The 22,097-nt window shown below is 68.0% G+C and carries 27 protein-coding genes and 1 riboswitch; of the genes, 20 read left to right on the forward strand and 7 right to left on the reverse strand.

The annotated features are described in order from the left end of the window. Positions 1 to 162 precede the first annotated feature (162 nt). Both ASH02_RS04990 and ASH02_RS04995 read left to right on the forward strand, forming a co-directional pair. On the forward strand, positions 163 to 1,494 hold the full coding sequence (locus ASH02_RS04990) for a TrkH family potassium uptake protein (protein WP_056678247.1): 1,332 nt from the start codon (positions 163 to 165) through the stop codon (positions 1,492 to 1,494). Positions 1,495 to 1,513: 19 nt separating this feature from the next. After that, the gene (locus tag ASH02_RS04995) at positions 1,514 to 2,158 is read left to right on the forward strand and encodes a potassium channel family protein (protein WP_056678251.1); all 645 of its coding nucleotides are present in this window, start codon (positions 1,514 to 1,516) and stop codon (positions 2,156 to 2,158) included. 10 nt (positions 2,159 to 2,168) lie between these two features. Here the strand turns inward: ASH02_RS04995 and ASH02_RS05000 are convergent, their stop codons facing one another. Continuing rightward, complete coding sequence (locus ASH02_RS05000; RefSeq protein ID WP_056679416.1) at positions 2,169 to 2,483, reverse strand: DMT family transporter; 315 nt, start codon at positions 2,481 to 2,483, stop codon at positions 2,169 to 2,171. An 11-nt stretch (positions 2,484 to 2,494) separates the two neighbouring features. Continuing rightward, a riboswitch (guanidine-III (ykkC-III) riboswitch) is annotated at positions 2,495 to 2,558 on the reverse strand. Positions 2,559 to 2,629: 71 nt separating this feature from the next. On the opposite strand from ASH02_RS05000, the gene ASH02_RS05005 reads away from it, so the two are divergent. Next, complete coding sequence (locus ASH02_RS05005; RefSeq protein WP_056678256.1) at positions 2,630 to 3,169, forward strand: MOSC domain-containing protein; 540 nt, start codon at positions 2,630 to 2,632, stop codon at positions 3,167 to 3,169. A gap of 58 nt (positions 3,170 to 3,227) precedes the next feature. On the opposite strand, the gene ASH02_RS26595 is transcribed toward ASH02_RS05005, so the two are convergent. Next, the gene (locus ASH02_RS26595) at positions 3,228 to 3,386 is read right to left on the reverse strand and encodes a hypothetical protein (protein WP_200950022.1); all 159 of its coding nucleotides are present in this window, start codon (positions 3,384 to 3,386) and stop codon (positions 3,228 to 3,230) included. A 167-nt stretch (positions 3,387 to 3,553) separates the two neighbouring features. Here ASH02_RS26595 and ASH02_RS05010 point away from each other — a divergent pair, with 167 nt between their 5' ends. Continuing rightward, complete coding sequence (locus ASH02_RS05010) at positions 3,554 to 4,012, forward strand: SRPBCC family protein (RefSeq protein WP_056678258.1); 459 nt, start codon at positions 3,554 to 3,556, stop codon at positions 4,010 to 4,012. Positions 4,013 to 4,220: 208 nt separating this feature from the next. Here the strand turns inward: ASH02_RS05010 and ASH02_RS05015 are convergent, their stop codons facing one another. Further along, positions 4,221 to 4,775, reverse strand: coding sequence for a pyridoxamine 5'-phosphate oxidase family protein (locus ASH02_RS05015; RefSeq protein ID WP_056891145.1), 555 nt, complete (start codon positions 4,773 to 4,775; stop codon positions 4,221 to 4,223). Between the two features lie 98 nt (positions 4,776 to 4,873). Here ASH02_RS05015 and ASH02_RS05020 point away from each other — a divergent pair, with 98 nt between their 5' ends. Then, positions 4,874 to 5,341: a GNAT family N-acetyltransferase gene (locus tag ASH02_RS05020; protein WP_056678265.1), complete on the forward strand. Its 468-nt coding sequence runs from the start codon at positions 4,874 to 4,876 to the stop codon at positions 5,339 to 5,341. Positions 5,342 to 5,375: 34 nt separating this feature from the next. Here ASH02_RS05020 and ASH02_RS05025 read toward each other — a convergent pair whose 3' ends face one another. Further along, positions 5,376 to 5,834, reverse strand: coding sequence for an HIT family protein (locus ASH02_RS05025; RefSeq protein WP_056678268.1), 459 nt, complete (start codon positions 5,832 to 5,834; stop codon positions 5,376 to 5,378). Positions 5,835 to 5,901: 67 nt separating this feature from the next. Between ASH02_RS05025 and ASH02_RS05030 the strand changes: the two genes are divergently transcribed. The 8 genes from ASH02_RS05030 to ASH02_RS05065 all read left to right on the forward strand — a co-directional run bounded on the left by ASH02_RS05030 (position 5,902) and on the right by ASH02_RS05065 (position 11,328). Beyond that, positions 5,902 to 6,258 carry a VOC family protein gene (locus ASH02_RS05030; protein WP_056678271.1) on the forward strand — a complete coding sequence of 119 codons (357 nt, stop codon included), beginning with the start codon at positions 5,902 to 5,904 and terminating at the stop codon, positions 6,256 to 6,258. Positions 6,259 to 6,337: 79 nt separating this feature from the next. Further along, positions 6,338 to 7,642 (forward strand): lipase family protein, encoded by a 1,305-nt coding sequence (locus ASH02_RS05035; protein ID WP_082563576.1) that lies wholly within the window; start codon positions 6,338 to 6,340, stop codon positions 7,640 to 7,642. A 116-nt stretch (positions 7,643 to 7,758) separates the two neighbouring features. Next, positions 7,759 to 8,145, forward strand: a complete 387-nt coding sequence (locus ASH02_RS05040) for a helix-turn-helix transcriptional regulator (RefSeq protein ID WP_235530119.1) — start codon at positions 7,759 to 7,761, stop codon at positions 8,143 to 8,145. A gap of 20 nt (positions 8,146 to 8,165) precedes the next feature. Continuing rightward, a complete protein-coding gene (locus tag ASH02_RS05045; protein WP_056678276.1) occupies positions 8,166 to 8,588 on the forward strand; it encodes a VOC family protein in 423 nt (140 codons plus the stop codon). Positions 8,589 to 8,598: 10 nt separating this feature from the next. Next, the gene (locus ASH02_RS05050; RefSeq protein ID WP_056678278.1) at positions 8,599 to 9,423 is read left to right on the forward strand and encodes a phosphotransferase family protein; all 825 of its coding nucleotides are present in this window, start codon (positions 8,599 to 8,601) and stop codon (positions 9,421 to 9,423) included. Positions 9,424 to 9,425: 2 nt separating this feature from the next. Continuing rightward, positions 9,426 to 9,932, forward strand: a complete 507-nt coding sequence (locus tag ASH02_RS05055; protein WP_056678282.1) for a GNAT family N-acetyltransferase — start codon at positions 9,426 to 9,428, stop codon at positions 9,930 to 9,932. 21 nt (positions 9,933 to 9,953) lie between these two features. Continuing rightward, positions 9,954 to 10,934 carry a GrpB family protein gene (locus tag ASH02_RS05060; RefSeq protein ID WP_056678285.1) on the forward strand — a complete coding sequence of 327 codons (981 nt, stop codon included), beginning with the start codon at positions 9,954 to 9,956 and terminating at the stop codon, positions 10,932 to 10,934. 76 nt (positions 10,935 to 11,010) lie between these two features. Next, complete coding sequence (locus ASH02_RS05065) at positions 11,011 to 11,328, forward strand: GNAT family N-acetyltransferase (RefSeq protein WP_056678288.1); 318 nt, start codon at positions 11,011 to 11,013, stop codon at positions 11,326 to 11,328. A 15-nt stretch (positions 11,329 to 11,343) separates the two neighbouring features. On the opposite strand, the gene mraY is transcribed toward ASH02_RS05065, so the two are convergent. Further along, the gene (gene mraY / locus ASH02_RS05070) at positions 11,344 to 12,429 is read right to left on the reverse strand and encodes a phospho-N-acetylmuramoyl-pentapeptide-transferase (RefSeq protein ID WP_056678291.1); all 1,086 of its coding nucleotides are present in this window, start codon (positions 12,427 to 12,429) and stop codon (positions 11,344 to 11,346) included. A 616-nt stretch (positions 12,430 to 13,045) separates the two neighbouring features. Here mraY and ASH02_RS05075 point away from each other — a divergent pair. From ASH02_RS05075 to ASH02_RS05085, 3 genes are all read left to right on the forward strand, one after another. Next, complete coding sequence (locus ASH02_RS05075; protein WP_057294376.1) at positions 13,046 to 14,152, forward strand: tyrosine-type recombinase/integrase; 1,107 nt, start codon at positions 13,046 to 13,048, stop codon at positions 14,150 to 14,152. After that, complete coding sequence (locus tag ASH02_RS05080; protein ID WP_057294377.1) at positions 14,149 to 14,484, forward strand: helix-turn-helix domain-containing protein; 336 nt, start codon at positions 14,149 to 14,151, stop codon at positions 14,482 to 14,484. The genes ASH02_RS05075 and ASH02_RS05080 overlap by 4 nt, the downstream gene beginning before the upstream one ends. A gap of 279 nt (positions 14,485 to 14,763) precedes the next feature. After that, a complete protein-coding gene (locus ASH02_RS05085) occupies positions 14,764 to 16,008 on the forward strand; it encodes a hypothetical protein (RefSeq protein ID WP_200959078.1) in 1,245 nt (414 codons plus the stop codon). Positions 16,009 to 16,417: 409 nt separating this feature from the next. On the opposite strand, the gene ASH02_RS05090 is transcribed toward ASH02_RS05085, so the two are convergent. Further along, positions 16,418 to 16,684: a metal-sensitive transcriptional regulator gene (locus ASH02_RS05090; RefSeq protein ID WP_057294378.1), complete on the reverse strand. Its 267-nt coding sequence runs from the start codon at positions 16,682 to 16,684 to the stop codon at positions 16,418 to 16,420. Then, positions 16,684 to 17,094 carry a DUF302 domain-containing protein gene (locus ASH02_RS05095; protein WP_057294379.1) on the reverse strand — a complete coding sequence of 137 codons (411 nt, stop codon included), beginning with the start codon at positions 17,092 to 17,094 and terminating at the stop codon, positions 16,684 to 16,686. Before ASH02_RS05095 ends, ASH02_RS05090 begins: the two co-directional genes overlap by 1 nt. 152 nt (positions 17,095 to 17,246) lie before the next feature. Here ASH02_RS05095 and ASH02_RS05100 point away from each other — a divergent pair, with 152 nt between their 5' ends. From ASH02_RS05100 to ASH02_RS05115, 4 genes are read left to right on the forward strand one after another with little or no spacing between them, the layout of a single operon-like run. After that, a complete protein-coding gene (locus ASH02_RS05100; protein ID WP_057294380.1) occupies positions 17,247 to 17,549 on the forward strand; it encodes a rhodanese-like domain-containing protein in 303 nt (100 codons plus the stop codon). A gap of 7 nt (positions 17,550 to 17,556) precedes the next feature. Further along, positions 17,557 to 19,038 carry an MBL fold metallo-hydrolase gene (locus tag ASH02_RS05105; protein ID WP_082620805.1) on the forward strand — a complete coding sequence of 494 codons (1,482 nt, stop codon included), beginning with the start codon at positions 17,557 to 17,559 and terminating at the stop codon, positions 19,036 to 19,038. Between the two features lies 1 nt (position 19,039). Continuing rightward, a complete protein-coding gene (locus ASH02_RS05110; protein ID WP_057294381.1) occupies positions 19,040 to 19,864 on the forward strand; it encodes a sulfite exporter TauE/SafE family protein in 825 nt (274 codons plus the stop codon). Positions 19,865 to 19,904: 40 nt separating this feature from the next. Then, complete coding sequence (locus ASH02_RS05115; protein ID WP_057294382.1) at positions 19,905 to 22,070, forward strand: MMPL family transporter; 2,166 nt, start codon at positions 19,905 to 19,907, stop codon at positions 22,068 to 22,070. The last annotated feature ends 27 nt before the right edge of the window (positions 22,071 to 22,097 follow it).

A 22,097-nucleotide genomic window follows, 5' to 3' on the forward strand; every position in this document is an offset into this window, starting at 1 on the left:
CCAAGAAATCGGCGCAGGACACCCCGAAACCCCCAAGAACTGGGGGTTTCGGGGCCATCGACCGCGGAAAGCCGGGCCTGACCTGGTCGCCGGAGCCGACCGCGCGGGAGTGCCGTCACCGGATGTCCATGCCCTAGGGTGTTCCCGATTCCGGGAGGTTCGATGAAGCGCACGCTGATGCACCCGACGCGCATCGTTCCTCTGGCGTTCCTGATGGCCATCGTGGTCGGCACGCTGCTGCTCTCCCTGCCGGCGGCGACGCCCGGTCCGAACCGCCCTCCCGTGCTGACCGCTGCCTTCACCAGTGTCTCCGCGGTCTGCGTCACCGGGCTCACCACTGTCGACACCGCGACCTACTGGTCGCCGTTCGGGCAGGTCGTGGTGCTGAGCCTGATCCAGGTCGGCGGCTTCGGCATCATGACCCTGGCCACCCTGCTCGGCCTGCTGGTCAGTGGCCGCCTGCGGCTCAGCTCCTCGTTGATCGCGCAGGCGGAGACGCACACGATGAACATCGGGGAGGTGCGCCACGTCGTACGCCGGGTGGCGATCACGATGCTGTCCTTCGAGGCCGTGTTCGCGCTCATCCTGGCCGGCCGTTTCCGGGCCAACTACGACGACACATGGGGCACGGCGCTGTGGCACGGCCTGTTCCACTCGGTCTCCGCGTTCAACAACGCCGGCTTCGCGCTCTACAGCGACAACCTGATCGGCTTCGTCTCCGATGCGTGGATCGCTTTCCCGATCTGCGTCGCGATCATCGTCGGCGGCCTCGGTTTCCCGGTGCTCTTCGAGCTCCGGCGCAAGTGGCGACGACCGCGCATGTGGACGGTGCACACCCGACTGACCGTCTACGGATCCGTGTTCCTCCTCGTGGTCGGGACCCTGGCCTTCCTCGCCCTCGAGTGGACCAACCAGGGCACTCTGGGCGGGCTGTCACCGTGGGGCAAGGTCGTCGGCGGCGTCACCGGCGGTGTCGTGCCCCGCACGGCTGGCTTCAACAGCGTCGACTACGGGGCCATCACGCCCGAGACGATGGCGGTCAACTACCTGCTGATGTTCATCGGCGGGGGCTCGGCCGGCACGGCGGGTGGCATCAAGGTCACCACGTTCTTCCTCCTCGCGTTCGCGATCTTCGCCGAGATCCGCGGCGAGCGGGACACCACCGTCGCCCACCGCAGCGTCAGTCACTCCACCATCCGCCAGGCCCTCACCGTCGTGCTGCTCGCCATCGCGGCGATCGCCACGGGGACCATGGTGATCCTGATGGCGACGGACTACGCGCTCGACGTCGTGCTCTTCGAGTCGATCTCTGCCTTCGCCACGGTCGGCCTGTCCACCGGCATCACGCCCGACCTTCCGCCCGTCGCTGAGGTGACCCTGATGGTGCTCATGTACGTCGGCCGCGTCGGCACGATCACCGTCGCCTCCGCACTGGCCTTCAGACGCGGACACCGCCACTACCAACTGCCCGAGGAGAGACCCGTCGTTGGCTAAGTTCAAGAAGGAAGAGCCCATGTCGATCATCGTGATCGGCCTGGGACGTTTCGGCACCGCTGTCGCGACCTCGTTGGTCCGGTTGGGTCGCGAGGTGCTCGCCGTCGACGAACGTGACGACCTCGTGCAGCGGTGGTCCGACGAGCTCACCCACGTCGTCCAGGCCGACAGCACCGACGAACAGGCCCTGCGCCAGCTCGGGGTCGGTGAGTTCGACCGCGCGGTGGTCGCCATCGGCACCGACATCGAGGCCAGTGTGCTCACCGTGCTGGCTCTCGCCGAGGCCGGCGTCCCGGACATCTGGGCCAAGGCGATCACCCGCAAGCACGGCAAGATCCTGCAGCGCGTCGGGGCACACCACGTGGTCTATCCCGAGTTCTCGATGGGGGAGCGGGTGGCCCACATGCTCACCGGCGGAATGATGGACTACATCGAGTTCGACGACGACTTCTCCATCGCCCGCGCCCCTGCCCCGCCGGAGACGTGGGACAAGACCCTGGCCGAGTCGTCCCCGCGGACCCGTCACGGCGTGACCATCGTCGGTGTGAAGCGCCTGGGCGAGGACTTCACGTATGCCCGCCCGGAGACGAGGGTGGCCCGACACGACCAGTTGATCGTGTCGGGTCCCACCGCCAAGGTGGAGAAGTTCTGCACGCTGCGCTGAGGGCGTCGGCTCAGTGCACGTACTTGAGGCCGACCACGCAGCCGATGAGGCCGGCGACCAGCAGCACCTTGGCCAGCGACACCGGTTCGGCGCCGGTGGCCATCGCCCACGCCACGGTCAGCGTGGCGCCGATGCCTACCCACACGGCGTACGACGTGCCGACCGGCAGCTCACGCATCGCCCAGGCCAGGCCCCCCATGCTGAGCACGAGCGCCACCACGAACGTGGCCGTGGGCACGGGACGGGTGAAGCCCTCGGACTTGTCGAGCGCGGTCGCCCAGACCGCTTCGAGGACACCGGAGACAATGAGCACGAGCCAGGACATGACGTTCTCCTCAGGCGCCGTCTTGTCGCACACCGGGTACGGCACACCTCGTCCGGGAGCCACGTCGGGCTCTTCGCTGATCGTCTCAAAGGTGCTGCGCGGGGGCAACTCGAGCGGTGCACGAAGGGCGATGCGAGACTGGGCACGTGCCCGCCACCGTCGCCGCCGTCCACCTCAGTGACACGCACGCCTTCAGCAAGGACCCGACCGACCGGATCAGGCTGATCGAAGGCCAGGGCGTGGAGGGTGACGCGCACTGCGGTGTCACCGTGCAGCACCGGTCCCGGGTGGCGGTCGACCCTTCGCAACCCAACCTGCGGCAGGTTCACCTGATCCATGCGGAACTGCTCGACGAGCTGTCGGCGTCCGGCTTCGACATCGCACCGGGGCAGCTGGGCGAGAACGTCACCACCACCGGACTCGACCTGCTGTCGTTGCCCGTCGGCACCCGGCTCGAGGTGGGCGGCGCGGTGGTCATCGTCACCGGGCTGCGCAACCCGTGCCAGCAGATCAACACCTTCCGCGACGGTCTGCTCAAGCAGGTCGTGCGCACCGGCGAGGACGGCGCGGTCGAACGGCGCGCCGGTGTCATGGGCGTGGTCGCGCGCGGGGGAGACGTCGGCCCGGGTGACCCGATCGAGGTCACGCTGCCTCCGCAACCGCACCTTCCGTTGACCCGGGTCTGATCACCGGTTAGTCCGTGCGGAGCGGCTGCCGCCGGCTCGTCGTACGGGCGCGGTTGCCTCAGGCGGCGGAGTAGGCGCCGACCGTGCCGGGCAGCGGCTGCGGAACACACGCACAGCTGTCTGAGCACGACAGGTAGGTGTGGACTGCGTGGCCGCAGCCGGGGCACGGCAGGTCGTGCGAGAGGTGTGCCGAGTGGTTGTCCACGGTGTCCCACATGATGGTGCTCCTTCCTGCGGTGTCGTAGGTCAAGGTGTGTCCGGTTTGCCTGCTGATACCCACTTTGACCCCGACCACCGACAAGATTCATCGAATTCCCACTGAATGGGCCGTTCGAAGGGGGAGAACTACCCGATCGGGTGACCCCCACATGGCAGGGTTCGACCATGCGAGGAGCAGTCACGGTGCACATGAAGGCAGCACCCGAGAAGGTCTGGGGTCTGGTCAGCGACGTCACGAGGATCGGCGAGTTCAGCCCGGAGACGTTCGAGGCCGAGTGGACCGACGGTGCCACCGGCCCCGAGGTCGGCGCCCAATTCCGTGGCCACGTGAAGCGCAACGGCGTCGGGCCGGTCTACTGGACGAACTGCAAGGTCATCACCTGCGAGCCGGGGAGTGACTTCGGCTTCGCGGTGTACGCCGCCGGGCAGCGGGCCAACACCTGGCGCTACCAGTTGCGGGAACGCGACGGCGGCACCGACGTCACCGAGTCCTACGAGCTCGGGACCCATCCCGCGTTGCGCCTCTACGGACTCGTACTCGGCCCGTTGCGCGGGCGCACCAACCTGCGGGGCATGCGGCAGACGCTCGAGCGCATCAAGGCGGTCGTCGAGGTCGGGAGCTGACGCGGTCCGTCGAGCGGGGAGGGCGCGAGCCTCGGCCACCGGGAATTGCAGGGCGAACGGACCATTCAACATGCAGTTCGCTGTTCCGGATGCTGTTTGACGCTCACGGCTCGCCGGTTCGGCATGAACTGCATGTTCGATGGTCCGCCTGTGCTCGATCGTCAGCCGCAGGTTCAGGCGCCGAGTGCGGCCACGCCCTGCTCGCGGCTCAGGATCGAGCGTGCTCGGGAAGGCCGGTCGGGAAGCCGTCGATGCTGAGCAGGTTCTTCTGCTGCTGGTAGACGTCGATGCCGTCGTCGCCCTTCTTGCGGGCCCAGTTGTCCATCAGGTCGCGTTGTCCCTGGAGCTCCATCAGCGGCACGCCGTAGCCGCACGAGGTCTGCACCAGGTCGATGTCGAGGACGAAGATGTTGCGGGCGCCGAGCATCGGCGGGAAGAGCGACTGGAGGTCGTCCCAGTCCGCGTCGTCGGGGTGCACGGCCCTGGCGTCGCCGTACAACCGCAGGATCAGCGGCTCGCGCACGAACGAGCAGAACATGATCGTCATCCGCGGGGTGTCGAGCAGGTGGGCCGCGGTCTCGTTCCCGCTGCCGGTGCCGTTGAGCCACACGACGCGCGTGGGGGAGAGGACCCGCAAGGAGTCGAGGCCCTTCGGCGAGACGTTGACCCGGCCGTCGCGGGCGGCGGTGGCCACGAAGTACATGGACTGCTCGGCGATGAAGTCGCTCAGTCGGTCGGTCAGCTCCGGGAACTGCTTGGCCATTGATCCTCCAGGTCGGCTCGTCCCGCCATCTTCACGCCGACCCTGCGGCTCCGCAAATCCTTTCGGCTGCGCGGGCTCACCATGGCAGGATCCCGTGGATGGACTCGATCAGAACGGCCGTTCCTGCGGACGCACCCGCACTGGCGGAGCTGCACCTCGAGGTCTGGGACGACGGGTACGCCGGCCTGGTCCCGCAGTCGGTCCTCGACGCGCGGCGAGCCGAGCCGTCGTCGAAGCGGATCGCGCGTTGGGAGACCAGGCTCGAGAACTCGCCGACGTGGGTGGCCGAGGACGAGCAGGGGCTCGTCGGGTTCGCCAGCTGTGGACCGGGTCGCGACGACAGCGACCTCCTGGAGCTGATGGCGCTCTACGTGCGGGCCCGCGTCTACGGGACCGGTGTGGGGCATCGGCTGCTCTCGGCATCCGTCGGCGAACGGCCGGCGTACCTCTGGGTGCTCGACGGCAACACCCGGGCGATCACGTTCTATGAACGGCAGGGCTTCCGGTTCGACGGGCAGGTCCAGGACTGCGACGAGGGACCCGAACGGCGCATGGTGCGCCGCTGATCCCACCCGCACGGATCAGCGCCCCAACCAGCGCTCACGGCAGGGCAGCGCGTACGGCGAGCGCGATCTCGTCGCGACGGGAGTGCGGCAGCCACTGGGTCTGGTCCGGGCTCAGGTAGCTGAACACCTTCGGCCCCATCGCCGTGGCGGGCTGGTCGGGCATGCGCGGCACGAGGTGCAGGTGCAGGTGTGAGAAGCCCTCGGCCTCGGAGAACTGCATCAGGTAGGTCTTCACGCACCCGGTGACCTGCTCGAGCGCGATGCCCAGCCGGCGTACCAGTCCGCCCAGCTCGTCGGCAGCCTCGGCCGACAGCTCCGTGAACGAGGTGAGGTGCCGGGTCGGCAGCAGCACCAGCCACCCGGGCATGGTCGAGTTGAACGCATGGACCACCCGCCAGTGCTGCGTGTGCAGCAGGTCCTCCCGCGGCGGCCGGGACACCGCGCCCTGCAGCTCGCAGGGGAAGCATCCGGGCTGCAGGGCGTCGTGGGTCATCGGAGCAGGCTAGCCGCGTCGCGGAAGAGGACGGGGAACGTCCGCAACCGTCCGTAGCGTGTCGGGCATGCCCATCGCACAGTTCCCGTCCTTCGTCCTCGACTGCCCCGACGCCGCCGTCCTGGCCTCGTTCTACGCCGCGATCCTCGAGTGGGAGGTGAAGGAGCAGGACGGCTGGTTCGACATCCGCGCCGACAACGGCAACTGCATCTCGTTCCAGCAGGTCGACGACTACCGGGCGCCGACGTGGCCGACCCAGGAGGTCCCGCAACAGATGCACCTGGACGTCGTCGTCGCCGACCTCGACGTGGCCGAGGATGCCGTGGTCGAGCTCGGCGCCACCCGTCACGAGCACCAACCCGGCACCACGTTCCGGGTCATGCTCGATCCGGCCGGGCACCCGTTCTGTCTCTGCCTGAGTTGAGCAGCGGTGAAACCTACGGTTCGGTAACCTTGGTCTGATCCACCGGATCTCCCCGCGGTGGCAGGCAAAGGAGAGCGGCGTGGCCGAGACCATCGCCCATGCGGACGACGTGTCGCCCGACGACGACACCGTGGCCACCGGACGACCCCTGCGACCGCGGGACGACCCCTTCCACGACGCGCCGCCGAACCTCGGCGCCCTCGCCGACGGCACCGTGATCCGCAGTCGGCGAGTGCGCCTGGGATTCCTCGGGCTGGTGCCGCAACGAGGGCTCACCGCCTGGCAGCTCGCGCACCGCAGCAACGATCTCGACGGGAAGGCCGAGGTCGCCGTGACCACCGTTCTCGTGCCGCGCGGCTACGACCCGACCCGGCCGCAGCGGGTGATCGCCTACCAGTGCGCGATCGACGCCATCTCCGACAAGTGCTTCCCGTCCTATGCCCTGCGCCAGGGCGCACGGTCCTGGGGTGCCCTGCCGCAGTTCGAGCTGCTGTTGATCTCCGGACTGCTCGACCGCGGCTTCGTCGTGTCGCTCTCGGACCACGAGGGCCGCGGCGGGCACTTCGCGGCGCCGCGGGAGCCCGGCCACCGGGTGCTCGACGGCATCCGCGCCGTGCTCCGCTTCGAGCCGCTCGGGCTCGCCCACGACACACCCGTCGGCATCTTCGGCTACTCGGGCGGCGGGATGGCCTCTGCGTGGGCGGCCGAGCTTGCGCCGTCGTACGCACCGGAGCTGCGGGTGGTCGGCGCCGTGCTCGGGTCGCCGGTCGGTGACCCGGGGGAGGCCTTCATCAAGCTCAACACGGGCCTCAACGCAGGGCTGCCTGCGCTGGTCGTCTCGGGGCTGCGCCATGTCTATCCGGGGTTGGCCCGGGTGATCCGGCAGCACGCCAGCGCCGGCGGCCAGAGGCGCCTCGACGCCCTCGGCGAGATGACCACGGTCAGTGCCGTGCTGCGCTACGCGTTCGACGACTTCGACGACTATCTGGATGCTCCGCTGGCCGATGTGCTGGCCCTGCCCGAGGTGCTCGCGCTCTTCGACGACCTGCGCCTCGGCAAGAACGTCCCGGCCTGCCCGCTTCTGGTGGTGCAGGCCGTGCACGACCAGGTCATCGACAAGGCCGAGGTCGACGCCCAGGTGGCCAAGTACGTCGACGGCGGCGCCGACGTTCGCTACCTCAGTGACCGGCTCAGTGAGCACATCAGCCTGATGGTGCTGGCGATGCCGACGATGCTGGGCTGGCTGGAGGATCGCTTCGAGGGCGCTGAGGTGCCCACCGGCAGCGACACCACCTTCTCCGTGGCCCTGTCGCCGCGTGCGTGGATCGGCTACGCGCGCATGCTGGCGTCGGCTGCCAGGGCCACCGTCGGCCGCGCCGGCTGAATCGTGTCGGCTGGCCGGGTCTCCGTGCCCGTGGCACGATCGTGGGTGTGACCAGCACACCGGCCAACGACGATCGGCTGCGTGACCTCGCCCTGCTGCGGCGGGTCCGCGACCGGATGGACCGTGAGTACGCCCAGCCGCTCGACGTCGAGGCACTCGCCCGTGGGGTGCACATGTCGTCCGGCCACCTGAGCCGCCAGTTCAAGCAGGCGTACGGCGAGTCGCCGTACTCCTACCTGATGACGCGACGCATCGAGCGTGCGATGGCGTTGCTGCGCCGCGGCGACCTGAGCGTCACGGAGGTCTGCTTCGAGGTGGGTTGCTCGTCGCTCGGCACGTTCAGCACCCGTTTCACCGAGCTGGTCGGTGTGCCCCCGAGTGTCTATCGGCAGCGCGCCCCGGAAGCCCATCCGACCACCGGCATCCCTTCCTGTGTGGAGAAACAGGTCACCCGGCCGGTGCGCGAGCGATCAATCAGGAATGAAGAAGCGCCCACGTCCTGAGCGCCGCTAGCGTGAGCGCCATGAACCTCACCATCCACGCCAGCTTCCTTCCGCACACCGACCCGGACGCGTCGATCGCGTTCTACCGCGACGCACTCGGCTTCGAGGTCCGCATGGACGTCGGCGAGGGCACGATGCGCTGGGTGACCATCGGCTCGCCCGATCAGCCCGACACCAACATCGTGCTGACTCCTCTCGGCGTCGACCCGGGCGTCACGGAGGACGAGACGCGCATGATCAACGAGATGATGGCCAAGGGCACCTACGCCACCATCGTCCTGACCACGCCCGACCTCGACGGCGTCTTCGACCGGGTGCAGGCGACCGGCGCCGAGGTGATCCAGGAGCCGATCGACCAGCCGTACGGCGTCCGCGACTGCGCGTTCCGCGACCCGGCCGGCAACCACGTGCGGATCAACGATCAGGGGGAGCTGCCTCGGTAGGGTCGCGAACGTGCAGACGCAGACCCACGACCTCGAGTTCACTCCGACCGAGGTGCGAAAGCGGTTCGTCCGCTGGGACCGCGGTGAGGCAGACCGCGAGTGGGGCTGCCTGAGCGTGCTGGCAGAGCACGCGCCCGGTGTGGCCCCACGTCCGTTGCGTCGCGAGACCGGTTCCGATGGCGCCCCGGTGGTGGTCATGGAGCGGCTTGCGGGGGAGCCGCTGGGGGGCCGACCGCTCACTGCGGAGCAGACCGCGTCACTCGGTCGAGCGCTGCGTCGGATGTACGACGTCCCGAGCTCGGCCGTGGAAGCAGCCGGCATCGGCGAGCGCTTCTACGGTCCGTCTTCCCAGGTAGCCACGATGACCGAATGGCTGGGCGAGACCTACGACCTGGCCAAGTGCCAGGAGCCCGACCTGGTGCAGCTGGCGGTCGATGCTGCGACGGAGTGGTTGGCCGCGGAGTCACTGCCCGCGCCGCACCTCGGCTCTCTCGGCATTGCCGACCTGAACCCGGCCAACGTCATGTGGGACGGCCACACGTGTCGGCTGATCGACTTCGAGGACGGTGGCCTCAGCGACCCGGCGTACGAACTCGCCGACCACGTGGAGCACATCGCCGGCCGACTCGCCGGGGTCTTCGACGCCGACGCGCTGGTCGAGGCGGTCGGGTTGTCGGCGGGGGAGCGGGAGCGGTTCCACGCCTACCGTCCCCTGTGGGCGACGTTCTGGCTGGCCATGCTGCTGCCCGGCAACGGCGGGTTCCACCGCAACCCGCCGGGCACCACGGAGGTGCAGGCGTCCCACCTGCTCTCGTTGCTTGCGGATCCGGTCTGACGATGTCGGTCCTGTTGCCAGAACCCACGGCAAGGCTCACGTTCGGGCGCATGGGTCCCGAGGACCTCGACGACCTGGCCGCCCTGATGGCCTCGCCCGAGGTCATGGCGTTCTTCCCCCGGACACGCTCTCGCGCGGAGGCCGCCGAATGGATCGAGTGGAACCAGCAGGGCTACGCCAGGGACGGCCTCGGACTGTGGGTGCTGCACGACGCGAACGGCACCTTCGTCGGGCAGTGCGGCCTGTCCTGGCAGTGGATCGACGGTGCCGAGCACCTCGAGGTCGGCTATCACCTCATGCCCGAGCACCAGGGCCGCGGGCTCGCGACGGAGGCCGCACTGGCCAGCCGCGACTTCGCACGCATCCGGGGGATCACTCGCCTGATCGCAATCATCCACCGGGACAACCTCGCCTCACAGCGAGTTGCCGGGAAGATCGGGCTGGCGCTCGAGAGTGAGGGCCCCAGCGCGCTCGGCGTACCGACGCGGATCTACGCCACCACGCTCTGACACATGCATAGGCGCGGGTGCATGGCCACGCACCCGCTCTGGAACCCCTTCGAGACTCCGTCGATGGAAGAGATCGAAGCCGCACGGGTCTCCATCGGCGCCTGGACACCGCAGTCCGTCGAGGTCGTCGCGCCGGATCCGTCGTGGCCCGCGGCGTACGACGTCGCACGTGGTCAGATCGTTGCCGCGCTGGGGGAGCGGGTGCTCTCGATCGAGCACGTGGGTTCGACCTCCGTGCCCGGTCTGTGGGCCAAGCCGATGATCGACGTCGACCTGACGGTTGCCGACTCCGGCGACGAGGCCGCGTGGTTGCCCGACCTCGAGGCCGCGGGTTTCACGCTGCGTGTGCGAGAGCCCGAGTGGGAGGAGCATCGTTGCCTTCGCGGCGAGGAGCCGGCGGTCACGCTCCACATCTTCTCGCCGGGTGCGCGCGAGCCTCGACGACACAGGCTGTTCCGTGACTGGCTGCGCACCCACGCAGAGGATCGCGACGAGTACGCCGCGGTGAAGCGTGAGGTGGCGGCCAGAGGATTCGCCGACGTGATGCGCTACAACAACGCGAAGGGGGCGTTCATCTACGACCTCTACGAGAAGGTCTTCGCCGGCGACCCTTCGCACGATCATGATCCGCACCCGCGACCGCCGACCGTGCTGGTGATCGGCCTGGACCCGTATCGCGTCCTCGGGCCGTGGGATCCCGAACCAGTGGCGACCGCCATCGAGGCTGCGACCGTGACCCTCGCCGAGCGTGGCTACGACGCGACGAACTGCCTGGTCGGACTGGACGGCAGTGACGACATCCCCGCAGTGGTGGCCACGGCGCTGCAGTCGCGTCCGTGGGACTGCGTCCTCGTCGGGGGCGGCATCCGCAAGCAAGCGGACTTGCTCGAGGTCTTCGAGGAGATCGTCAATCTCGTACGTCGCCACGCCCCGCACGCCGCCATCGCCTTCAACAGCACGCCCGAGAGCATCGTCGAGGCCGTGGACCGCGCAGTTCGTTGAGGGCCACACGAGGGAGCGGCTCGTGGAGTGACCTAGCGTGTCTCTCGAGCGCACATGCCCACAGAAGGAGTTCGCCATGGCCAGGGCCGAGAACGTCATCGTCACCGACAACCGCGAGGCACACCACTACGAGGCCCACGTGGACGGCGTACTCGCCGGATTCGTCGACTACCAGGTGGCGAACGAGCTCGTCGTACTCACCCACACCGAGGTCGATGAGGCGTTCGAAGGGCAGGGGATAGGCAGCGCGTTGGCCCGTGCCGCTCTGGACGACGTACGCGAGCGCGGCAGCCAGGCCTTGGTGATCTGTCCGTTCATCACCGGATGGATCGGCAATCACCGCGACTACGCCGACGTCCTCTACGGCGCACCCAAGAGCAAGGTCACCGACTGAGCGTCGGGCGCCGACTCACACCAGCCAGGCGGCATAGAAGATGCCGAGCCCAGCGGCGACGAAGACTCCAGCGACGATCCAGAAGCGGACCACCACGGTGACCTCTTCCCAGCCGAGGTGCTCGAAGTGGTGGTGGATGGGTGAGATGCGGAAGATGCGGCGCCCCGTGCCGGTGAGACGACGGGTGAGCTTGAAGTAGCTCATCTGCAGGATCACCGACAACGTCTCGAGCACGAAGAGTCCGGCGATGACGGCCATCAGGAGCTCGGTGCGCGACATGATCGCCAGCCCGGCCAGGGCGCCACCTATGGCAAGGGAGCCGACGTCGCCCATGATGATGCGCGCGGGCTTGGCGTTCCACCACAAGAAGCCGATGCAGGCCGCGGAGATGGCGGCGGAGAACACCGCGAGGTCGAGTGGGTCACGCACCTGGTAGCACTGTGACTCCACCACCGTGGGGCGCGCGGAACCGCAGAGCTGGTTGCTCTGCCAGACGTTCACGAGTGTGTAGGCGCCGAAGACCATCGCCGACGTGCCGGCGAGCAGGCCGTCGGCGCCATCGGTGAGGTTGGCGCCGTTGGAGGTGGCGGTGACGATGAACCAGATCAGCAACAAGGTCACGACCAAGGGCAGCTTGACTCCCCAGTCGTGGGTGGTCGAGAGGTGCTGCGACGCCGGCCGGACACCGCGCTCGTCGGCGAAGAGGCTCGTGGCGAGGACACCGAAGACCAGCGCGACCAGCGTCTGACCGGCCATCTTGGCCCGGCTGCTCAGGCCCTGGTTGTGCTGGGTGTAGACCTTGATGAAGTCATCGAGAAAGCCCACCACACCACAGCCGAGGAACAGCAGCAGCAGGAGCCAGGCGCTGGCACTCGGCCAGTTGCCGGTGAGGATCGTGGCGACCAGATAGGCCGCCGTGGCGCTCAACAGGATCACGAGGCCGCCCATCGTCGGCGTACCGCGCTTGACGTGATGCGTCGTCGGCCCGTCGACCCTGATCGGTTGGCCGAACCCGCGCCGGGTGAACCAGCCGATGGCGAGCCAGGTGCCCAGCAGCGAGCAGACCATCGCCAGTCCACCGCTCAGGAGCAGTGCCCGCATGAAGTCCAGCCTCTCGTCCGATGATCGGTCCCTGCGATGGGCGAGGGAGTCGTCGAGCCGCCCATTGTGCGCATGGTGGCGCGAAAAGTCGGTCGAGGCTCACCGACGAGCGCCCGATTGGCTCAGCGGCGGAAAATGTCGTTTTCTGCGAGGTTGTGCTCTCTCACCCGATCTGACGTTTTCAGGCAGACCCGACGTGTGGTGAGCCAACTTCAGTTGAGGCTGGAGGCAGTCGTGTGCCTCCATGAAGTTGACGCAACCGTCCGGGTCCTTGCGTCGGACGAGCACCGAGAAGGCGTTTCAGACCTGCCGGAAGAGCTCGTGCCTAACCGCCGATAACGTACATTATGTCAATTAGTAGTCTGCGTATTGCATCAGATGAATCACATCAGCCGACCTGAGCCGCTTCCCCGCCGGACGCGCTGGAATGGCTCTTGACCTGCGCAAACGGTGCGTCTCGCGCCCCGATTCGAGCGCGTAGAAGTTGCTGAGGCCCGCAGAACTCCGCAGATCGCCGATCTGTCCGACACGCCGTTGACCTGCACAAACACATCTAGATGTCTCATCGGATGCATCATGGAATCACTGGATGAAACCAGACTTTCGGGAGAACTCGATGCAGATTGACGGCTCAGGACGGGTCCAGTTGGTGCAGTCGGTGCCGGTGCTGCGGCCCGACGAGCAGGTGCTCCAGATGATGCTCGACGGTTGGCGCAACCAGCAGCTCTCCCGGAACTTGCAGTTCGCCACGATCGACCAGCGACTGCGAATGGTTCAGCGATTCATCGGCCACGTGAACGTCGACCCGTGGAACTGGACGCCGGCCGATGTCGAGGAGTTCTCGGCCGATCTCCGGACCGAGAAGCACGTCGCCCATTCGACCCTGCGCGGGTATCACGCCGCTCTCCGCGCGTTCACGAGCTACATCAGCAACCCCGACTACGGCTGGGACCTGATCTGCGAGCAGTACTTCGGCACCCATCCTGCGCAGGTGTTCTTTGACTGGAACACCGCTCCCCACGTTCAGGAGTACGACGGCCGCCCGAAGAAGCGTCCGTACACGCGAGAGGAGATCAGCGCGCTCTTCGACTACGCCGATGACGAGGTCGAGCGCATCGGCAAATCCGGTCGCAAGGGCTGGCAGGCGGCGTACCGCGACGCGGTGATGATGAAGGTCGCCTACGGCTACGGTCTTCGCTTCAACGAGCTGCGTCATCTACAAACGGTCGACTTCGCTCGCAACCCACACGCCCGCGAGTTCGGTGCCTTCGGTGTCTGCAAGGTCCGCTACGGCAAGGCCAAACGCTCCTCGCCCCACAAGCCCCGCAGCGTTCTCACCGTCTGGCGCTGGACCCCGGGCGTCATCGAGGACTGGCTCGCCAACGGCCGCGGCGAACCCGGGACCTTGGACCTCTTCCCCAGCGAACGAAGTGGCCTGGTGGTCGAGTCGACATTGTTGCGACGGGTCCGGCGCTACTGCGGAGACTTGGGACTGTCCGACGGCCTCGACCTCCACTCCTTACGACGCTCCTACGCCACACACCTCCTCGAGGCCGGCTGGGACCCACGATTCGTACAGGACCAGATGGGGCACGAACATGCCTCGACCACCGGGATCTACCAGTTCGTGTCCGACGAGTTCCGACGCTCCACACTCAGGAGCGCCCTGGACCGTACGGTGAAGGAAGCCCTGGCACGTACAACCGAGGACGGCACATCATGAAGCGCAAAGTCGACTACACATGGCGGCTCGCCGAACTGATGGCCGCACGGGGCCTACACAACACCACCGACCTCATTCCCCTGCTGGCCGAACGCGACATCACGCTGTCCCGCCCACAGGTCTACCGGCTGGTCAACCAGCGTCCCGAGCGGATGTCGCTCCAGGTGATCGCCGCCCTGTGCGACATCTTCGAGTGCACCCCTGCGGATCTACTCACCACCACAGCCACCGATCTGCGTGTCCGCAGGACAGGCACGACCGCCGCTCCCCCAAACGTCGTTTCGCTCGACCGCAGTGTGCGGCCGCGCCGCGCCAACATCCTCGACGAATAGCCCAGGCCAGGAGCAGCCATGGATGACAAACCGGCCGGTCTCTCCCCTCGCTCGACCGTGCGCGGTCGACCTCGCACCACGAGCAGCCACGAGGACCCCTGCGCGCGCTGCGGTCGAAACATCCCCCGACTCGCAGCACGCTGGCCAGAAGGCAGGCTGTGCTTCATCTGCTACTTCGATGCCATCCACACTCGCGGCACCTGCCCCGAGTGCCTCCAAGACCGCCTACTGCCAGGGCCTCCCAATGCCGACGGTCACCCGATCTGCTCGACGTGCGCAGTGATCCCCTACGACTTCCACTGCGAACGCTGCGACGTCGAAGCAGGACATCACCGTGGACGGCTGTGCGCCCGCTGCTCATTGCGCGACGACCTCCACGGTCTCCTCGGCGGGACGCCTCACAACCCGGCACTGGTCGGACTGGTCGATGCGCTCTGCGCCTCGGATCGACCTGAATCGATCATCGTGTGGAAGCGCTCGACCAAGGTCCAAGAACTGCTCCGAGGACTCGGCGACGGCGCCATTTCGGTATCGCACGAAGGTCTCGACTCCGTGCCCTGCAAGCAAACAGAGCATCTCCGGGCATTGCTGCAGCATCACGAACTACTCCCCCAGCGCGACGTGTATCTCCCCCGCTTCGAGCAATGGATCGAGGCCAAGCTGGAGGGGCTCCCTGACGACGTGCGCCAGCCAGTGCAGCAGTTCGCCACCTGGCATCACCTCCGGCGCATCCGCGCCAAGGCTGTCGCAGGTGCGTCCACGCGCGGTCCAGTCCACTCAGCCAAGCAGGAGATCACCGAAACGGTGAAGTTCCTGCTCTGGCTCCACGAGACCTACCAACGCTCCGCCGCTACCTGCACCCAGCAAGACGTCGACGAATGGTTGGCAACCGGGCCGACAACACGCAGCGCGATCAGAACGTTCTTCGTGCGTGCCAAGAAGGACCGCCTCAACACGACGGTGACCGTCCAGCACCGATCAGCCAAGGCGAGTCCCTCGCTGAGCCAAGACCAGCGCCTTGCCTGGATCCAGGAGCTCCTCACTGGAACCAGCGAGTCACTCCCCTATCGCGTCGCAGGGATGCTTCTCCTGCTCTACGCCCAGCCTCTGGTCAAGGTCGTCGCCTTTCCTGCGTCCATCGTCGACGACAGCGACTCCGGCATGACCATCACGCTCGGCACCCACCCGACCGACGTTCCCGAACCGTTCGCGACGCTCATCCGCACACACCTCGGCGCCCGGCCAAACCTGCGCACCGGCGCTGGCCCTGACAGCCCGTGGCTGTTCCCCAGTACTTTGGCAGGCCGCCATCTGCACCCCAACACCGTCATGGATCGCCTCCGCGATCTGGGCGTCAACCTCCTCGGCGCACGCAACCGCGCGATCGGCGAGCTCGTCCTCGAGTGCCCACCGTCGCTCGTCGCCGACGCGCTCGGCTACAGCTACCAGGTCGCGTTCCTCCACGCCGACAAGGCGGCCGAGCCATGGGCTCGCTATGCCGGCCGCTCCATCATGTCACCGTGATGATTCGCTCGCTCATGCCGATGAGCGGACACCTCAGTCACAGGGTCGACTGGTACGAAAGATGGGTCCGACGAGCAGCCCTCTGAATCCAAGCCGCGGTGACCTGCAGCTCAGGGATGCCCAGATCGCGCAAGTCGCGGCGGCCTCAAGACCACGAGGCGCTTCGACAGGGCACGCAAGAACGTTGGCCGGCACCCCGAATAGGCTTCGCCGCCTTGATGGCGCCTGCGATCGCCTAGCGAACCGAAGTTCGGTGCGCTGAGCAGACGGCACGGCCCGCAGTGGCGGCTACTTGCCGAGACCGCGATAAGTGGGAACGGTCGCCCAACTGGGTCTCGTGCGAAAGGCCCATAGCTCACCCCGCCCTAGTTGCTACCGATAGCGCCGGAACCGTCCGGCCCACACCGCCTTAAGCCAGTGCGAGGAAGAGCTTCTCCATCTTCTTGACGTCCACGCCGTCGAGACCCTCGTCGGTCTCGGTGAGGCACTGCTGCAGGCCGGTGGCGACGATGGCGTAGCCGGCGCGGGAGAGCGCCTTGTTGACGGCGGCCAACTGGGTGAGGACGGACTCGCAGTCCGACCCCTCTTCCATCATCCGGATCACGCTGGCGAGGTGGCCGTTGGCGCGCTTCATGCGGGTGATGATCGCCTTGATCTCGGTGGGTTCGAGGTCCATCAGTTGTTCTCCAGTGCGGCCAGGGCCGCGGTCAGCCGCTGTCGTGCGTCGGTCGCGACGGTGCGGAGGGTGTCGCCGGCCTGGTCGTGGGCAGCGAGGGACATCATGGCGTCGGGGTCGAAGGCCTCGACGACGGTGGTGGTCTCGTCGACGGCCCGGACGACGACGTTGCAGGGCAGCAGCGCGGCGATCGAGGGTTCCGCCTGCAGCGCCTGGTGGGCCAGCTCGGGGCGGCAGGCCCCCAGGATGACCTGAGGCGCGACGTCGACGTCGAGCTTCGCCTTCAATGTGGCCTTCAGGTCGATCTCGGTGAGGATGCCGAATCCCGCGGCCGAGAGCTCGGCGCGCACCGCCTCGACGGTCTCGTCATAGGGGCGGCGCACCGTGGTCTTGAGCGTGTACTGCGTCATGGGTCACTTCCTCCCGGGTACCGACCACGAGGTCCGTGGCTGAGCTGCACCCACAACTATACAACCCCCCTGGGGGATGTGCTAACGTCTGGAGCATAACCCCCCGGGGGGTTATGTTGTGCAGTTCGACAAGCCAGCAAAGGAGTTCTTCTATGCGTGAGACCACCGTCGACCAGCTCGCTGCGGCGCTCGACCAGGGCGCGCCTGTCGTCGACGTCCGTGAGCCTGCGGAGTTCCGCGAGGGCCACGTGCCCGGTGCGATCAACATCCCGATGGGTCAGCTGACGGCCCGACTGGGCGAGATCGGGCGGAACCGACCGGTGCACGTGGTGTGCGCCTCGGGCAACCGCAGCAGTGCGATGGTCGACGTTCTGACCGCCAACGGCTTCGAGGCGATCAACGTCGCCGGCGGCACCAGCGCCTGGGTCCGCTCCGGGCGACCGATCGAGAAGTGAGGCAAACATGACTGACGACACCACCACCGAGACCCCCGCGCCGGCCTCGGCGACCGAGGAGGCTCAGCAGCGGCCGGCCGAGGGGCTGACCGTGCGCACCCTTGAGACCCCATCGCTCGGGGACCGCACCTACGTGGTTCACGACGGCGCGGTCGCCCTGGTGGTCGACCCTCAGCGTGACATCGACCGGGTAGTGGAGGTGCTCGAGGCCGACGGCGTGCGACTGACCCACGTCTTCGAGACCCATATCCACAACGACTACGTCACCGGTGGCCTGGCGCTCGCGCAGACAACCGGAGCGGCCTACTTGGTCAACGGCGAGGACGAGGTGTCCTTCGACCGCACCCCGATCGTCGACGGCGAGGTCGTCGAGGTCGGCGACCGGATGCGCGTCCGCGCGATCGCCACCCCCGGTCACACCTTCACCCACCTGTCCTACGCGCTCTCGGTCGATGGGCCTGACGGCGAGGAGCCGTACGCCGTGTTCACCGGCGGCTCGCTGCTTTACGGTGCCACCGGTCGACCCGACCTGCTCGGCGAGGAGCACACCGACGCCCTGGTGCGCCACCAGCACGCGTCGGCGCACAAGCTCGCCCAGCAGCTGCCCGACGAGGCCGAGGTCTACCCGACCCACGGGTTCGGGTCCTTCTGCTCCGCCACCCAGTCCGATGCCACCGCCTCGACGATCGGCGACGAGAAACGCTCGAACCCGGTCCTGACCCAGGACGAGGAGACCTACGTCCGCGAGCTGCTAGAGGGTCTCGGTGCCTGGCCGGCGTACTACGTGCACATGGGACCCGCCAACGCCGCCGGTCCGTCCGCGCCCGACCTCTCCCCGGTGCAGGAGGCCGACGCAACCGAGCTGCGGCGCCGGATCGAGGCGGGCGAGTGGGTGGTGGACCTGCGCAACCGCAAGGCCTTCGCCGCCGGACATGCCCCCGGAACCTTCAACTTCGGACTCGACGGTGCCTTCTCGACCTACCTGGGTTGGTTGATCGAGTGGGGCACCGCTGTGACTCTGCTCGGCGAGACCGCTGAGGACGTGGCCACCGCCCAGCGCGAGCTGGTCCGGATCGGGATCGACCGGCCCGCAGCCCGAGCCACCGGCGGACCGCAGGACTGGACTGAGGGCGAGCTGGGCAGCTTCCCCACCGCCACCTTCGCCGACCTGGCGCAGGTGCGCCACCACCGCGACGTCGTCGTGCTCGACGTGCGACGTGCCGACGAGCACGAGGGGGCAGCGATCGCCGGTGCGGTCAACATCCCGATCCACGAGCTGCCCCGCCGCGTCGGCGAGGTGCCGGCCGGTGAGGTGTGGGTGCACTGCGCCAGCGGCTACCGCGCCTCGCTCGCCGCCTCGTTCGTCGCCGCCGCCGGCCGCACCCCGGTCGCGGTCGACGACTCCTTCGAGAACGCTGAGAAGGTCGGTCTGCACCTGGTGAGCCCCAAGGGCGACACCACCGACACCACTGACGGCGCCGACGCCTGAGATGACGCTGCTCCTCGCCGTCGCCGCTGGCGCGCTCATCGGCCTGTCCCTGGGGGCACTCGGTGGCGGCGGCTCGATCCTGGCGGTGCCGGTGCTGGTGTACCTGCTCGATCAGTCCGCCTCCCAGGCGACGACCGGGTCGCTGGTGGTCGTCGGCGTCACCTCCCTGATCGGGGCGATCGCCGCACACCGCGCGGGCAACGTGCTGCTCGGCCGCGGTCTGGTCTTCGGCCTGGTCGCGATCGGCGGGGCGGTGGCGGGAGCGGAGGCGTCCAGCCGGGTCTCCGAGGAGGTCCTGTTGGCCGCCTTCGCCGCCTTGATGCTGCTGGTTGGCGGGATGCTGGCCTGGCGCCAGCTACGCCACCGTCGCGGAGACGACTCTCGGCACGCCGCGCGGCCCGCCCTGGATGACCCGATCATCACGTTCAGCCCGACGTTCGCCTGCCAGTGCCCCCGGGCGCTCAAGGTGCTGGTGACCGCCACCGTCGTCGGCGCGCTGACCGGTTTTCTGGGCGTGGGCGGCGGCTTCCTCGTGGTGCCCGCCCTCCTGCTCGCCCTCGCGTTGCCGATGGAGTACGCCGCCGGAACGTCGCTGGTGGTCATCACCATCACCAGCGCCGCAGCGCTGACCGTCCGGGCCGGCTCTTACGCCGCGCCGGACTGGACGTCCGTCGCCGTCCTCACCGCAACATCGGCGGCAGCAGCCGTTGTAGGGGCACGCCTCGCCGACCGTGTCGGCACCAACCGCCTCCAGGCCGCCTTCGCCGTCCTGGTCCTCGGCGTCGCCGTCTACACGGCAGCCCGGGCGGCTCCCGCCCTTCTTTAATCACACACCCACCGCTCAACCCTCATCGAACGGAACACTCATGAGCACCACCACCGCCCGATCGAAGGGCGCCTCCCCCGACTTCACTCGCGGCTTCCGCCCCGGACCCCTCGGCCGCCTCGGCCTCTGGGTCACCAACCACGCCAAGCTCGTCACCGGCGTCTGGCTGCTGCTCATCATCGGATTGGGCGCCTTCGCCCCCCAGGTCGAGCACAATCTGTCCGGCGCCGGCTGGCAGGCCGACGGCTCGGAGTCCGTCGCTGCGCGCGAGCTGGCCCAGGAGAGCTTCGGCGGCAACGCCTCCTCGGCCATCCAGGTCGTCGTGCACTCCACGGACGGATCCGTCACCGAGGGCCCCGGCGCCGAGGTCCTCGCCGAGGTGACCCGGGTGCTCGAGGCCGAGCCGCGCATCGCTGAGGTGATCCAGCCGATGCCCGGCGCGACCATCAGCCAGGACGGCAGTACCGCGATCATCCTTGCGGGCGCGGGTGCCGACACCAACGAGATGGTTCGTGTCGCCACCGATCTCAAGGGCGACCTCCAGGACCTTTCTGTCGAGGGCGTCCAGGTCAACCCGACCGGCTCCTCGCTGCTCTGGTCGGACTTCAACGAGGCCAACCTCGAGGCGATGCTGAAGTCCGAGATGGTCTCCTGGCCCGTCACGATGGCGATCCTGGTGCTCGCTTTCGGCGCTCTGGTCGCCGCAGGCCTCCCCCTGATACTGACCCTCGCCGGTCTGGTCGCCTCCACCGGCTCGCTGGTCCTCATCAACGAGCTCGTCCCGGTCTCCATCTGGGCGATGAACTTCGCGATGATGTTCGCCCTGGCGCTCGGCATCGACTACGCACTGTTCCTCGTGGTGCGCTACCGCGCCTCCCGCATGGGCTCGGGCAACGCCGCACGCCAGGCCGTCGCCGAGACCATGGACACCGCAGGCAAGGCGGTCCTGCTCTCCGGCGCCACAGTCCTGATCTCGCTGTCGGCGGTGATGCTGGTGCCCTCGCCGTCCTTCCGCTCGATGGCCGGCGGGATCATGCTCTCGGTCGTCTTCGTCCTGGCCGCAACACTCACCCTGCTGCCGCTGGTGCTGTTCAAGCTCGACCACAAGATCAACAAGCTGTCCCTGCCCTGGGTCAAGACCGGGGAGCACCGCTCCCCGAAGTTCGCCGCGTGGGGTGAGCGACTCTGGAAGCGCCCCGTCGTCTGGGGCCTGGGCGCGCTCATCGTGCTGCTCGCACTCGCCGCACCGATCATCGGTCTCAAGACCGCCATGCCCTCCATCAAGGTCCTGCCCGAGGACGCCAGCGCCCGGATCGGCTACGACCTGGTCCAGGAGTCCTTCGGTGAAGGTGCACCCGGCACGCTGCAGATCGTGATGAAGGCCTCCGACGCCGACGCCGCGAAGACCGTGCTCGCCTCCGACCCCGGCATCGCCGGGGCGATGCCCGCCATGCCGGCGGCCGACGACAGCGGGCTGGTCCTCATCCAGGCCGTCCCGACCGTCGACCCGTCCGACCCCGCCCTCAGGGACACTGTCGACCGGCTGCGCGCCGACCTGCCGTCGAGCGCGCTCGTCGGAGGCGCGGCGGTCGAGAACCTCGACCTCAAGGCCCAGCTCGACGACTCCACGCCGCTGGTGATCGTCGTCGTCCTCTTGCTCGGCTTCCTGCTGTTGCTGGTGGCGCTGCAAGCGCCGCTGATCTCGTTGCTCGGCACGTTGGCCAGCCTGCTTTCGACCGCCGCCGCCTTCGGCGTGGCACGGCTGATCTTCCAGGAAGGCATCGGCGCCGACTTCTTCGGTTTCGAGAGCCAGGGCTTCCTCGACGCGTGGGCGCCGGTGTTCTTCTTCGCAATGATCTTCGCGATCGCGATGGATTACACGGTGTTCTTGCTCGCCTCGGCCAAGGAGCACTACGAGCACTCGGGCGACCCTAAGGACGCGATGGTCGGATCACTTGCCCACTCCGGCCGGGTCATCTTCGCTGCCGGCGCGGTCATGGTCGCGGTTTTCTTCACCTTCGCGCTCTCCGGCCCGCTTCCCCCCAAGGAGATGGGCATCGTCCTCGGCGTCGCCGTGCTGCTCGACGCCTTCCTCGTGCGGCTTGTGCTGCTGCCCGTCATGCTGCGCCTCACTGGCAAGGCGGCCTGGTGGTCGCCGGCCTGGCTGCGCAAGGTGCTGCCGACCATCACGTTCTCGCACGGCTGATCACCCCTCGAGCGCCGCGACGTATCC

Origin of the sequence: Nocardioides sp. Soil796, from assembly GCF_001429525.1 — a bacterium.
In the GTDB taxonomy this organism is placed as follows: Bacteria; Actinomycetota; Actinomycetes; order Propionibacteriales; family Nocardioidaceae; genus Nocardioides.

What these genes read in the sequence shown, in the direction of transcription:
- ASH02_RS04990 (WP_056678247.1), top strand. Translation starts at nt 163, where the DNA reads ATGAAGCGCACGCTGATGCACCCGACGCGCATCGTTCCTCTGGCGTTC.
- ASH02_RS04995 (WP_056678251.1), top strand. Translation starts at nt 1,514, where the DNA reads ATGTCGATCATCGTGATCGGCCTGGGACGTTTCGGCACCGCTGTCGCG.
- ASH02_RS05000 (WP_056679416.1), bottom strand. Translation starts at nt 2,483, where the DNA reads ATGTCCTGGCTCGTGCTCATTGTCTCCGGTGTCCTCGAAGCGGTCTGG.
- ASH02_RS26595 (WP_200950022.1), bottom strand. Translation starts at nt 3,386, where the DNA reads ATGTGGGACACCGTGGACAACCACTCGGCACACCTCTCGCACGACCTG.
- ASH02_RS05010 (WP_056678258.1), top strand. Translation starts at nt 3,554, where the DNA reads ATGCGAGGAGCAGTCACGGTGCACATGAAGGCAGCACCCGAGAAGGTC.
- ASH02_RS05015 (WP_056891145.1), bottom strand. Translation starts at nt 4,775, where the DNA reads ATGGCCAAGCAGTTCCCGGAGCTGACCGACCGACTGAGCGACTTCATC.
- ASH02_RS05020 (WP_056678265.1), top strand. Translation starts at nt 4,874, where the DNA reads ATGGACTCGATCAGAACGGCCGTTCCTGCGGACGCACCCGCACTGGCG.
- ASH02_RS05025 (WP_056678268.1), bottom strand. Translation starts at nt 5,834, where the DNA reads ATGACCCACGACGCCCTGCAGCCCGGATGCTTCCCCTGCGAGCTGCAG.
- ASH02_RS05030 (WP_056678271.1), top strand. Translation starts at nt 5,902, where the DNA reads ATGCCCATCGCACAGTTCCCGTCCTTCGTCCTCGACTGCCCCGACGCC.
- ASH02_RS05040 (WP_235530119.1), top strand. Translation starts at nt 7,759, where the DNA reads ATGGACCGTGAGTACGCCCAGCCGCTCGACGTCGAGGCACTCGCCCGT.
- ASH02_RS05045 (WP_056678276.1), top strand. Translation starts at nt 8,166, where the DNA reads ATGAACCTCACCATCCACGCCAGCTTCCTTCCGCACACCGACCCGGAC.
- ASH02_RS05055 (WP_056678282.1), top strand. Translation starts at nt 9,426, where the DNA reads ATGTCGGTCCTGTTGCCAGAACCCACGGCAAGGCTCACGTTCGGGCGC.
- ASH02_RS05060 (WP_056678285.1), top strand. Translation starts at nt 9,954, where the DNA reads ATGGCCACGCACCCGCTCTGGAACCCCTTCGAGACTCCGTCGATGGAA.
- ASH02_RS05065 (WP_056678288.1), top strand. Translation starts at nt 11,011, where the DNA reads ATGGCCAGGGCCGAGAACGTCATCGTCACCGACAACCGCGAGGCACAC.
- mraY (WP_056678291.1), bottom strand. Translation starts at nt 12,429, where the DNA reads ATGCGGGCACTGCTCCTGAGCGGTGGACTGGCGATGGTCTGCTCGCTG.
- ASH02_RS05075 (WP_057294376.1), top strand. Translation starts at nt 13,046, where the DNA reads ATGCAGATTGACGGCTCAGGACGGGTCCAGTTGGTGCAGTCGGTGCCG.
- ASH02_RS05080 (WP_057294377.1), top strand. Translation starts at nt 14,149, where the DNA reads ATGAAGCGCAAAGTCGACTACACATGGCGGCTCGCCGAACTGATGGCC.
- ASH02_RS05090 (WP_057294378.1), bottom strand. Translation starts at nt 16,684, where the DNA reads ATGGACCTCGAACCCACCGAGATCAAGGCGATCATCACCCGCATGAAG.
- ASH02_RS05095 (WP_057294379.1), bottom strand. Translation starts at nt 17,094, where the DNA reads ATGACGCAGTACACGCTCAAGACCACGGTGCGCCGCCCCTATGACGAG.
- ASH02_RS05100 (WP_057294380.1), top strand. Translation starts at nt 17,247, where the DNA reads ATGCGTGAGACCACCGTCGACCAGCTCGCTGCGGCGCTCGACCAGGGC.
- ASH02_RS05105 (WP_082620805.1), top strand. Translation starts at nt 17,557, where the DNA reads ATGACTGACGACACCACCACCGAGACCCCCGCGCCGGCCTCGGCGACC.
- ASH02_RS05110 (WP_057294381.1), top strand. Translation starts at nt 19,040, where the DNA reads ATGACGCTGCTCCTCGCCGTCGCCGCTGGCGCGCTCATCGGCCTGTCC.
- ASH02_RS05115 (WP_057294382.1), top strand. Translation starts at nt 19,905, where the DNA reads ATGAGCACCACCACCGCCCGATCGAAGGGCGCCTCCCCCGACTTCACT.